This window comes from Rhodoplanes elegans, from assembly GCF_016653355.1.
GTDB classification, from domain to species: domain Bacteria; phylum Pseudomonadota; class Alphaproteobacteria; order Rhizobiales; family Xanthobacteraceae; genus Rhodoplanes; species Rhodoplanes elegans.
The window spans coordinates 1-10,574 of record NZ_NHSK01000210.1 but is presented as its reverse complement, the minus strand read 5'-3'; the positions used below and the strand labels follow the sequence as shown (position 1 = coordinate 10,574).

Below are 10,574 nucleotides of genomic sequence, written 5' to 3'. Positions count from 1 at the left end.
ACGGCATACGAGATCAGCGTGCCGGCCGACAAGGCCGAGGCGCTGTGCGAGGCGCTGCTGCAGAACCCCGACGTCGCGCCGATCGGGCTCGGCGCGCGCGACAGCCTGCGGCTCGAGGCCGGCCTGTGCCTCTACGGCAGCGACCTCGACCCGCACACGACGCCGATCGAGGCGGGGCTCGCCTGGAGCATCCAGAAATCGCGACGCACGGGCGGCGCCCGCGCCGGCGGCTTTCCGGGCGCCGACATCATCCTGCGCCAGCTCGCCGACGGGACGGCACGCCGCCGCGTCGGCCTCCTGCCCGAGGGGCGGGCGCCGGTGCGAGCCCATACGATGCTCTACGCGGCGGCCGAGGGCGGCGAGCCGGTCGGCGAGGTGACGTCGGGCGGCTTCGGGCCGAGCCTCGGCGCCCCGGTCGCGATGGGCTACGTGACGGCGGCGTCCGCCGCGCTCGGGACGCTCCTCCATGCCGACGTGCGCGGCAAGCGGCTGCCGGTCCGGGTCGCACCGATGCCCTTCGTCCCCAACCGCTACAAGCGGCCCTGACGACGTCCTCGCGTCCCGGCGGTCACACGGGCCGCCGCTTGCCAGTCACCGTCCCTGCTCTATCCTGACCGCGAGGAGAGCCGCATGGCGGGCCGGACCTTCGACGTGATCTGGTTGCAGGCGGCCGGCTGCGGCGGCTGCAGCATGGCGCTGCTCGACCGCGACGCCGGGCTGTTCGACGAGCTGCGCGCCCTCGGCCTGCGTCTCGTCTGGCATCCCTCGTTCAGCGAGGAGACCGGCGAGACCGTCGTCGACCTCCTCGCCGCGATCGAGCGCGGCGAACGGCCACTCGACGCGCTGGTGATCGAAGGCGCGGTGCTGCGCGGTCCCGATGGCACCGGTCTCGGCCAGCGCCTCGCCGGCACCGGGCGGACCATGCTCGACATCGTCCCGGCGCTGGCGCGGCGGGCAGACTACTGCGTCGCGGTGGGAAGCTGCGCCGCCTTCGGCGGCATCTCGGCCGCCGATCCCGATCCGATGGAGGCGACCGGCCTGCAGTTCGAGAAGGAGTCTCTCGGCGGCCTGCTCGGGGCGGAGTATCGCTCGCGCAAAGGCCTTCCGGTCGTCAACGTCGCCGGCTGCGCGCCGCATTCCGGCTGGATGATCGAGACGCTCACGGCGCTCGCCGCCGGCGTGCTCACGCCCGACGGGCTCGACGGCTTCGGCCGGCCGCGCTTCTTCGCCGACCACCTCGCCCATCACGGCTGCAGCCGCAACGAGTTCTACGAGTACAAGGCGAGCGCCGTCGCGGCCGGCGAGCGCGGCTGCCTGATGGAGCACCTGGGCTGCAAGGCGACCCAGTCGGTCGGCGACTGCAATCAGCGGAGCTGGTCGGGCGGCGGCGGCTGCACGCACGGCGGCTACGCCTGCATCGCCTGCACGTCGCCGGGCTTCGAGGACACGCACGGCTTCACCGCGACCCCGAAGGTCGCCGGCATCCCGGTCGGGCTGCCGCTCGACATGCCGAAAGCGTGGTTCATCGCGCTCGCCGCACTGTCGAAGTCGGCGACGCCGCGGCGCGTGCGCGACAACGCGGTGGCCGACCGGACGATCGTGCCGCCGGGCCGACCGGGCGGCCGGTCCGGATGACGCGGCTCGTCGTCGGCCCGTTCAACCGGGTGGAGGGCGACCTCGAGCTGACCCTCGACGTCGCCGACGGCCGGGTCGCCGCGGCCCGCGTCTCGGCGCCGCTGTTCCGCGGCTTCGAGCGCATCCTGGTCGGACGCCCGCCCGAGGACGCGCTCGCCATCGTGCCGCGCATCTGCGGCATATGCTCGGTGTCGCAGTCGATGGCTGCCGCCGCCGCGCTGCGGGCGGCCTCAGGCGTGGCACCGCCCCCGAACGGCGGGCTCGCCGCCGACCTCGCCCACGCGGCCGAGAACATCGCCGACCACCTGACCCACTTCTATCTGTTCTTCATGCCGGACGTCTGCCGGGCCGAGTATGCCGGCCGGCCGTGGTTCGAGGCGGTGTCGGCCCGCTTCAAGGCGGTCGAGGGCACGGCGGCCGGCGACATGCTGCCGGCGCGTGCCCGGCTCCTGCACGTGGTCGGCATCACCGCCGGCAAGTGGCCACACGCGCTCGCCTTCGGCCCCGGCGGCACGACCCGGGCCGTCGACCTCGGCGAGACCATGCGGCTCGTCGCCACGATGGCGCAGCTCCGCCGGTTCCTGGAAGGCACGCTGTTCGCCGCGCCCCTGGAGGAGATCGTCGCGCTCGACAGCCTCGCCGCGCTCGACGATTTCGCCGGGTCGCCGCGGCGGGCCGGCGGCGACTTCGCCGCGTTCGTGAGGATCGCCCGCGATCTCGCGTTCGACCGGCTCGGCCGCGGCACCACGGCGCTGATGAGCTACGGCGCCTACCGGGGCGGCGGCGCGCCGCTGTTCCGCTCCGGCGTGCTCGACCCGAGGACCGGCGAGGTCCGCCCCGTCGTCACCGCGGAGATCGGCGAGGACGTGACGTCCGCCTGGCTGGCCGATGGCCCGGCCCATCCGGCCGCCGCCGACACGCGCCCGGACCCGCACAAGCCGGACGCCTATGGCTGGTCCAAGGCGCCGCGGCTGGCCGGCCGGCCGGTCGAGGTCGGCGCGCTGGCCCGCCAGGCCGTCGACGGCCATCCCCTCGCCCGCGCCCTGATCGCCGGCGGCGGCTCCGACGTCTTCGCCCGGCTGGTCGCCCGGCTGATCGAGGTCGCTCGCGTCGCCATCGCCATGGAGGACTGGGTGCGGGCGCTGCGGGCCGGTGCGCCGTTCAACGTCGCCGGTCCGGCGATCGCCGAGGCCGCCGCCGAAGGGCTGGTGGAAGCGGCGCGCGGCAGCCTCGGCCACTGGATCACGGTGCAGGGCGGAGAGATCGCCCGGTATCAGATCATTTCTCCCACGACCTGGAACTTCTCTCCACGCGATAGCGCCGGCGTGCCCGGCCCCCTGGAGCAGGCACTGGTCGGCACGCCGGTCGGCGCCCTCGGCTCCCGCGCCGCAGCAATCCAGCACGTCGTGCGCTCCTTCGATCCCTGCATGGTCTGCACGGCGCATTGACGGACGTCGCCTAGCGGTGGGCTCGCTGGAAACCGAACGGCCGACAGTGACAACCGGGTTTCCAGATCTGGACGAGAGAATGGACATGCCCCGCCCGGCGTGCCCCTGATTAGAACGTTCTATTATCAGCAATAGTCCAACAAGACGGTGATCCAGCCCGGGCTGGCCCGCTTCTTGCGCATCCCCTGTCGATCAACCCGACTCAACGGGACCAGACACACCAAGGGGAAACGGCCGATGGACGCTCCGCGCGAGACGTTCTACGACGTGATCCGGCGCCAGGGCATTTCGCGCCGCAGCTTCGTGAAATTCTGCAGTCTCACGGCGGCGAGCCTCGGGCTCGGCGCGAGTGGCGCCTCGACGGTCGCCAACGCTTTGGAGACCAAGCCGCGCATCCCGGTGATCTGGATGCACGGACTCGAATGCACCTGCTGCTCGGAGAGCTTCATCCGCTCTGCCCATCCGCTGGTGAAGGACGTCGTCCTGTCGATGATCTCGCTCGACTACGACGACACGATCATGGCGGCGGCCGGCCATCAGGCCGATGCGATCCTGCAGGAGACTAGGCAGAAGCACAAAGGCCAGTACATCCTCGCCGTCGAGGGCAATCCGCCGCTCAACGAGAACGGCATGTACTGCATCGACGGCGGCCGCCCCTTCGTCGAGAAGCTCGTCGAGATGGCGAACGACTCGATGGCCGTGATCGCCTGGGGCGCCTGCGCCTCGTGGGGCTGCGTGCAGGCCGCCAAGCCCAACCCGACCCAGGCGGTGCCGATCGACAAGGTGATCAGGAACAAGCCGATCATCAAGGTGCCGGGCTGCCCGCCGATCGCCGAGGTGATGACCGGCGTGGTCGGCTATGTCGTCACCTTCGGCAAGCTGCCCGAGCTCGACCGCCAGGGGCGGCCGAAGATGTTCTACTCGCAGCGCATCCACGACAAGTGCTACCGGCGGCCGCATTTCGACGCCGGCCAGTTCGTCGAGGAGTGGGACGACGAGGGCGCGCGCAAGGGCTACTGCCTCTACAAGATGGGCTGCAAGGGCCCGACCACCTACAACGCCTGCTCGACGGTGCGCTGGAACGGCGGCGTGTCGTTCCCGATCCAGTCGGGCCACGGCTGCATCGGCTGCTCCGAGGACGGCTTCTGGGACAAGGGCTCGTTCTACGACCGGCTCACCAACATCTCGGCCTTCGGGGTCGAGGCCAATGCCGACCAGATCGGCATGGTGGCGGCCGGCACCGTGGCGGCGGGCCTCGCCGTCCACGCCGGCGTCACGGCGGTGCGCAAGCTGACCGGCAACGACCCTCACAAGCCGCATAGCTGAACCGTCGGGAGCGCACCATGACCATCCAGACTCCGAACGGCTTCTCGCTCGACAACTCCGGCAAACGGGTCGTCGTCGACCCGGTGACCCGCATCGAAGGGCATCTGCGCGTCGAGGTGAATCTCGATCAGAACAACGTCATCCGCAACGCGGTGTCGACCGGCACCATGTGGCGCGGCATCGAGGTGATCCTGCGCGGCCGCGATCCGCGCGACGCCTGGGCCTTCACCGAACGGATCTGCGGCGTGTGCACCGGCACCCACGCGCTCACCTCGGTGCGCGCCGTCGAGAACGCGCTGAAGATCTCCATTCCGGAGAACGCCAACACGATCCGCAACATCATGCAGCTCACGCTGCAGGTGCACGACCATCTGGTCCACTTCTATCACCTGCACGCGCTCGACTGGGTGGACGTGGTCTCCGCCCTGAAGGCAGACCCGAAGGCGACCTCGGCGCTCGCCCAGTCGATCTCGCCGTGGCCGCTGTCGTCGCCCGGCTACTTCAAGGATCTGCAGATCCGGCTGCAGAAGTTCGTCGACTCGGGCCAGCTCGGGCCGTTCAAGAACGGTTACTGGGGCCACCCGGCCTACAAGCTGCCGCCCGAGGCCAACCTGATGGCGGTCGCCCACTATCTGGAGGCGCTCGACTTCCAGAAGGAGATCGTGAAAATCCACACGGTCTACGGCGGCAAGAACCCGCATCCGAACTGGCTGGTCGGCGGCGTTCCTTGCGCCATCAATGTCGACGGGACTGGGGCGGTCGGCGCCGTCAATATGGAGCGGCTCAACCTCGTCTCGTCGATCATCGACCAGTCGATCGCCTTCGTCGAGCAGGTCTACATCCCGGATCTCATCGCCATCGCCGGCTTCTACAAGAACTGGCTCTACGGCGGCGGGCTGTCGTCGACCTCGGTGATGTCCTACGGCGACATTCCCGAATACGCCAACGACTACTCCGACAAGAGCCTCCAGCTCCCGCGCGGCGTCATTCTCAACGGCAACCTGAAGGAGATCTTCCCGATCGACCTCGAGGCGCCCGGCGAGGTGCAGGAGTTCGTCACCCACTCCTGGTACAAGTACCCGGACGAGACGAAGGGCCTGCACCCCTACGACGGCATCACCGAGCCGAACTTCACGCTCGGCCCCGCGACCAAGGGCACCAAGACCAACATCGAGGCGCTCGACGAGGCGGCGAAATACTCGTTCCTCAAGGCGCCGCGCTGGAAGGGCAACGCCGTCGAGGTCGGGCCGCTCGCCCGCTACATCATCGGCTACGCCCAGGGCAAGCCGGAGTTCAAGGAGCCGGTCGACAAGGTCCTGAAGACGCTCGACGTGCCGGTGACGGCGCTGTTTTCGACGCTCGGCCGCACCGCGGCGCGCGGCCTCGAATGCCAGTGGGCCGCGCAGAAAATGCGCCACTACCAGGACAAGCTGGTCGCCGCCATCAAGGCCGGCGATCTCTCGACCGCCAACACCGAAAAGTGGCAGCCGGCGAGCTGGCCCAAGGAGGCGAAGGGCGTCGGCTTCACCGAGGCGCCGCGCGGCGCCCTGGCGCACTGGATCAAGATCAAGGACACCAAGATCGACAACTACCAGTGCGTCGTGCCGACCACCTGGAACGGCAGCCCGCGCGACCCGAAGGGCAATATCGGCGCCTTCGAGGCGGCCCTGATGAACACGCCGATGGCCGACCCGAACCAGCCGCTGGAGATCATCCGGACGCTGCACTCCTTCGATCCGTGCCTCGCCTGCTCGACCCACGTGATGAGCCCGGACGGCCAGGAGATGGCGACCGTCACGGTGCGATAGCTCCACCGCCGTAGCGGCGGTTTTCACCTCTCCCCTGCGGGGAGAGGTCGGGCCGCTGAGCGGTCCGGGTGAGGGGGTGCCGAGGTCTCCGACGGAGCGCCTGCGCCCCTCGCCCCGGTCGCGAGCGTTGCTCGCGCCCGCCCCTCTCCCCACGGGCGAGGGTGACGACCGAGACGCAGACCAAGACGTGGATGGCCGGGACGAGCCCGGCCATGACGACGAAACAAGACACGGCACGAGACAAGGTGTCGTGAGATAGAGGGGAACGCCATGGCCCAGGCATCCGGTCTGCCCGGAGTCATCGACCGCGTCGACGAGCGCGCGCCGCGGCGCCAGACCGTCTACGTCTATCAGGCACCGGTGCGGATCTGGCACTGGACGACGGTGCTGTGCATCACGGTGCTGGCGATCACGGGCTACCTGATCGGCTCGCCGCCGCCGTCGCTCTCCGGCGAGGCGAGCGCCCATTATCAGATGGGCTACATCCGCTTCGCCCATTTCGCCGCCGGCTACGTGCTGGCGATCGGTCTCGTCTGTCGCTTCCTCTGGGCCTTCGTCGGCAACAAGTGGTCGCGTCAGATCTTCGTCGTGCCGGTGTGGGACCGCACCTGGTGGCGTGGCTTGATCTACGAGATCAAGTGGTACATGTTCCTCGTCCGCGACCCGAAGAAGTACATCGGCCACAACCCGGCCGGTCACGCTTCGATGTTTGCCCTGGTGCTGATGCTGATCTTCATGATCTGCACCGGATTTGCCATGTACGGCGAGGGCGCCGGCATCGAGTCTTGGCAGTACCGCATGTTCGGCTGGGTGTTCGACATCTTCCCGAACTCGCAGGACGTCCACACCTGGCACCATCTCGGCATGTGGGGCATCGTCGTCTTCGTCATCGGCCACGTCTACGCGGCAGTGCGCGAGGACATCCTGTCGCGCCAGAGCATGATCTCCTCGATCGTCTCGGGTGAGCGCGTGTTCCGCGACGACTACCGCGACGGCTTCCGGGACTGAGCCGTGGACACGCCGATGGAGGCCCGCAACACCCCAGAGGCTCGCAAGACCCTGGCGTCCCGCAAGACCCTGGTGCTCGGCATCGGCAACATTCTCTGGGGCGACGAGGGTTTCGGCGTCCGCGCCGTGGAGGAGTTCCACCGCGCCTATGCGCTGCCCGAGGACGTCATCGTGATGGATGGCGGCACGCAGGGGCTCTACCTCGTGCAGTTCGTCGCCGACGCGGATCGGCTTCTGGTGTTCGACGCCATCGACTACGGCCTCGCCCCCGGCACGCTGAAGATCGTGCGCGACGGCGAGGTGCCGAAGTTCACCGGCGCCAAGAAGATGAGCCTGCACCAGACCGGCTTCCAGGAGGTCCTTTCCGCCGCCGACCTGCTCGGCCGCTATCCGGATGAGCTCGCGCTGGTCGGCTGCCAGCCGCTCGACCTGGAGAACTGGGGCGGCGCGCTGACCGATCCGGTGCGCGCCGCGCTCGCCCCGGCGATCGACGCCGCCGTGGCGATCCTGCGCGCGTGGGGCGTTCCGGTCGCGCCCCGCGACGGCGCGGCCGTGCCGGGCCTGCTCGCACACGACATCGACTTCGCCGCCTACGAGCGCCGGGCCGTCTGACATGTGCATCGGGCTCCCCATGCGGATCGTCACGGCCGACGCCTTCTCGGCGATGTGCGAGCGGCGCGGCGCGGTCGAGCCCGTCTCGCTGCTGCTGGTCGGCCCGCAGCCGGCCGGCACGCCCGTGCTGGTCCATCTCGGCACCGCCGTGCGTGTGCTCGACGAGGCCGAGGCGCGGCAGATCGACGACGCCCTCGACGCGCTCGCGGCCGCCCTCGACGGGCGCCCCTTCGACCACCTGTTCGCCGACCTGATCGGCCGCGAGCCCGAGCTGCCGGCGCACCTCGCTGCGGCGGCCGCGCCGGAGCCATCGCGCCCACCTGATAAGTGATCATCCGAAGTGGCAGCAGTGTTTCCACCCGGCAATGCTTCGGGCTGACAGTCTCGGTCGGCCCAGCGGGCAGAAGCCTCGGTCTCCGCTCGTCTCCGCGCAAGCGGGACACCTGTTTCTCTCTTCCGTTGGGGTCCCGCCGCGGCGGGGTCGCGGACGGAACGCAAGGACGGAACCCGCATGTCGCCGCTGCTGGACGCCCTCACGGCCCGCCATGGCCTTCCCGTCGTCGATCTCGCCTCGGTCGACGCCGCGCTCGCGCCGGTCGCCGGGGCGCCGGTCCACACGCTGCTGTTCTTCACCGGCGATCCGGCCCAGCATCGCGAGACCGCCGACGTCGCCGTCGTCCTGCCCGAGCTGCTGATCGCCTTCCAGGGCCGGCTGCGCGCCGCCCTGGTGGCCCGTACCGCCGAGGACGCGCTGAAGCGCCGCTTCCATGTCGCCGTGCTGCCGAGCCTGGTGATGACGCGCGGCGCCGACCCGCTCGGCGTGCTGCCGCGCATCTGCGACTGGTCGGACTACACGGCGCGCATCGCCGCCTGGCTCGACCCGGCGACGCCCGTGATGGCGCCGTCGCGCGGCCCGCAGGTCGAGATCGTCACCCCCGCCGGAGCCCCCGCATGAAGGCCGGATTCTGGATCGCGCCGGACGGCGCCGAGAGCGCCGTGACGGTGATGCCGATCGGCGCCGAGCCCCTCGAGGCCGGACGCGACCGCCGCACCGGCACTCTCCTGGCCGGCCGTGACGGCGCCGAGATGGTCGCCCGCTGCCCGCGGGTGGCGGCCCTGGTGCCGCTACTGATCGAGGCGCTCGCCGCCCAGGAGGCCGAGCGTCCGGGGCGGCTGTTCGATCTCGCCGGCCTCGACGAGACCGAGCTCGCGCTGATCGCCGACATCGTCGGCGAGGGCGAGGTCGCCGCCACGGTGGCGCTGCCGGACGGCGTCGTCGCGCAGATCCGCGAGGCCACCATGGCGGGCCTGTGGCGGGTCCGCTTCGCCGATGCCGAGGGGCGCCCGCTCGCCGACTATCTCGAGGTCGGCCCGATCCCGCAGGCGATCCGCCGCGCCGCCGCCATGGCGGCCCCGACCATCACGTTCGGCGCGCCGCCGCCCGGCGCCATGAACGCCCTGCCGGTGCTCGCCGAGATCCGCGAGCGCATGACGGCCTGGCAGCCGGGCCAGCCGAACCACACCATCACGTTCTCGCTGCTGCCGATGTCGCCCGACGACATGCGCTTCCTCCAGGCGACGCTCGGCGACGGGCCGGTGCGGATCGTCTCCAGCGGCTACGGGAGCTGCCGGGTGCTCGCCACCGGCGCCCGAAACGTCTGGTCGGTGCAGTTCTTCAACGCCTCCGACGAGATCGTGCTGGACACGCTGGAGATCGGCGACGTGCCGGCCGCGGCCTGCGCGGCCTCCGAGGATTTCCGCGATTCCGCCGAGCGGCTGCGGCACATCGAGGAGGCGTATTTCCGATGACCCTCCCGCCCCCCGACGCCGACGCGCCCGCCGACGCCCCGCTTACAGAGGGCGCGCTTGCAGACGGCGCGCTCGCGGACGGCGACCGCATGGAATGCGGCGTGTGCTGGACCGTCTACGATCCCGCGCTGGGCGATCCGGTGTGGCAGGTGGCGCCCGGCACGCCGTTCGCGGCGCTGCCCGAGGACTGGCGCTGCCCGCATTGCGACGCCGCGCGCGACCGTTTCATGAGGGTTTCGCATGCGACGTGATCACGTCGTCCCACCGGCTTCGGAACCATCGCCGTGCACGAGATGGCGCTGACGCTCGGCGTGATCGACCTGATCGCTGACGCGGCGCGGCGCGAAAGCTTTTCGCGCGCCCGCGTCGTGGTGCTGGAGCTCGGCGACCTCGGACATGTCGAGCCCGAGGCGATGCTGTTCTGCTTCGACGCGGCGAGCCGCGGCACCGTGGCGGAGGGCGCGCGGCTGGAGATCGTGCGGGTTCCGGGCCAGGGCTGGTGCCTCGACTGCGCCAAGACCGTGGCGCTCGCCGAGCGCTTCGGCGCCTGCCCGGAGTGCGGGCGGCATCATGTGCAGATGACGGCCGGCGACGAGCTGCGGGTGAAGGAGCTGGAGGTGGAATGAGCGGCGGCGCCACCCTCGACGCGGGGCACGTGACGGTCGCGGCCACGATCGTGGCCGGCCGGATCGCGTCCGTGTCGGTGACGAGCACGCGCCCGCGCGGCCTGGCGTCGATGTTCGTCGGCCGCGCGCCGGCCGAGATCCCCACCATGGCGCGGCGCCTGTTCGCGCTGTGCGGCATGGCGCAGGCGACGGCCGCCCGGCAGGCGCTGCGCGCGGCCGGCGCGGCGATCGACTGTCCGGACGCCGAGGCCGAGCGCGACGCGCTGATCGCCGAGCGGATCGCCGAACATCTGCGCGCGACC

At 70.8% G+C, this 10,574-nt stretch carries 12 protein-coding genes and 1 pseudogene; all 13 read left to right on the top strand.

Annotated elements, in window-relative coordinates; genetic code table 11:
- A partial coding sequence (locus CCR97_RS24450; protein ID WP_274611551.1) for a glycine cleavage T C-terminal barrel domain-containing protein occupies positions 1-546 on the top strand: 546 nt, incomplete at its 5' end.
- An 84-nt stretch (positions 547-630) separates the two neighbouring features.
- Complete coding sequence (locus CCR97_RS24445; RefSeq protein WP_111358074.1) at positions 631-1,635, top strand: NADH-quinone oxidoreductase subunit B family protein; 1,005 nt, start codon at positions 631-633, stop codon at positions 1,633-1,635.
- Positions 1,632-3,083, top strand: a complete 1,452-nt coding sequence (locus tag CCR97_RS24440) for a nickel-dependent hydrogenase large subunit (protein ID WP_111358073.1) — start codon at positions 1,632-1,634, stop codon at positions 3,081-3,083. The genes CCR97_RS24445 and CCR97_RS24440 overlap by 4 nt, the downstream gene beginning before the upstream one ends.
- Positions 3,084-3,320: 237 nt before the next feature.
- On the top strand, positions 3,321-4,409 hold the full coding sequence (locus tag CCR97_RS24435) for a hydrogenase small subunit (RefSeq protein WP_111358072.1): 1,089 nt from the start codon (positions 3,321-3,323) through the stop codon (positions 4,407-4,409).
- 17 nt (positions 4,410-4,426) lie between these two features.
- Positions 4,427-6,217 carry a nickel-dependent hydrogenase large subunit gene (locus CCR97_RS24430; RefSeq protein WP_111358071.1) on the top strand — a complete coding sequence of 597 codons (1,791 nt, stop codon included), beginning with the start codon at positions 4,427-4,429 and terminating at the stop codon, positions 6,215-6,217.
- Positions 6,218-6,487: 270 nt separating this feature from the next.
- Positions 6,488-7,225, top strand: coding sequence for a Ni/Fe-hydrogenase, b-type cytochrome subunit (cybH, locus tag CCR97_RS24425; protein ID WP_111358070.1), 738 nt, complete (start codon positions 6,488-6,490; stop codon positions 7,223-7,225).
- Between the two features lie 15 nt (positions 7,226-7,240).
- Complete coding sequence (locus tag CCR97_RS24420; RefSeq protein WP_111358069.1) at positions 7,241-7,837, top strand: HyaD/HybD family hydrogenase maturation endopeptidase; 597 nt, start codon at positions 7,241-7,243, stop codon at positions 7,835-7,837.
- Between the two features lies 1 nt (position 7,838).
- On the top strand, positions 7,839-8,168 hold the full coding sequence (locus CCR97_RS24415; protein WP_111358068.1) for a HypC/HybG/HupF family hydrogenase formation chaperone: 330 nt from the start codon (positions 7,839-7,841) through the stop codon (positions 8,166-8,168).
- A 180-nt stretch (positions 8,169-8,348) separates the two neighbouring features.
- Positions 8,349-8,792, top strand: coding sequence for a thioredoxin domain-containing protein (locus CCR97_RS24410; RefSeq protein ID WP_111358067.1), 444 nt, complete (start codon positions 8,349-8,351; stop codon positions 8,790-8,792).
- Entirely contained in the window at positions 8,789-9,646 is an 858-nt protein-coding gene (locus tag CCR97_RS24405; protein WP_111358066.1) for a hydrogenase expression/formation protein, read from the top strand. Before CCR97_RS24410 ends, CCR97_RS24405 begins: the two co-directional genes overlap by 4 nt.
- On the top strand, positions 9,643-9,897 hold the full coding sequence (locus CCR97_RS32385) for a rubredoxin (RefSeq protein WP_111358065.1): 255 nt from the start codon (positions 9,643-9,645) through the stop codon (positions 9,895-9,897). Before CCR97_RS24405 ends, CCR97_RS32385 begins: the two co-directional genes overlap by 4 nt.
- A 33-nt stretch (positions 9,898-9,930) precedes the next feature.
- Positions 9,931-10,272, top strand: a complete 342-nt coding sequence (hypA, locus tag CCR97_RS24395; RefSeq protein ID WP_111358064.1) for a hydrogenase maturation nickel metallochaperone HypA — start codon at positions 9,931-9,933, stop codon at positions 10,270-10,272.
- Positions 10,269-10,574: pseudogene (locus tag CCR97_RS24390) on the top strand (hydrogenase assembly protein HupF); the annotation flags it as partial. The gene hypA and the pseudogene CCR97_RS24390, both read left to right, overlap by 4 nt.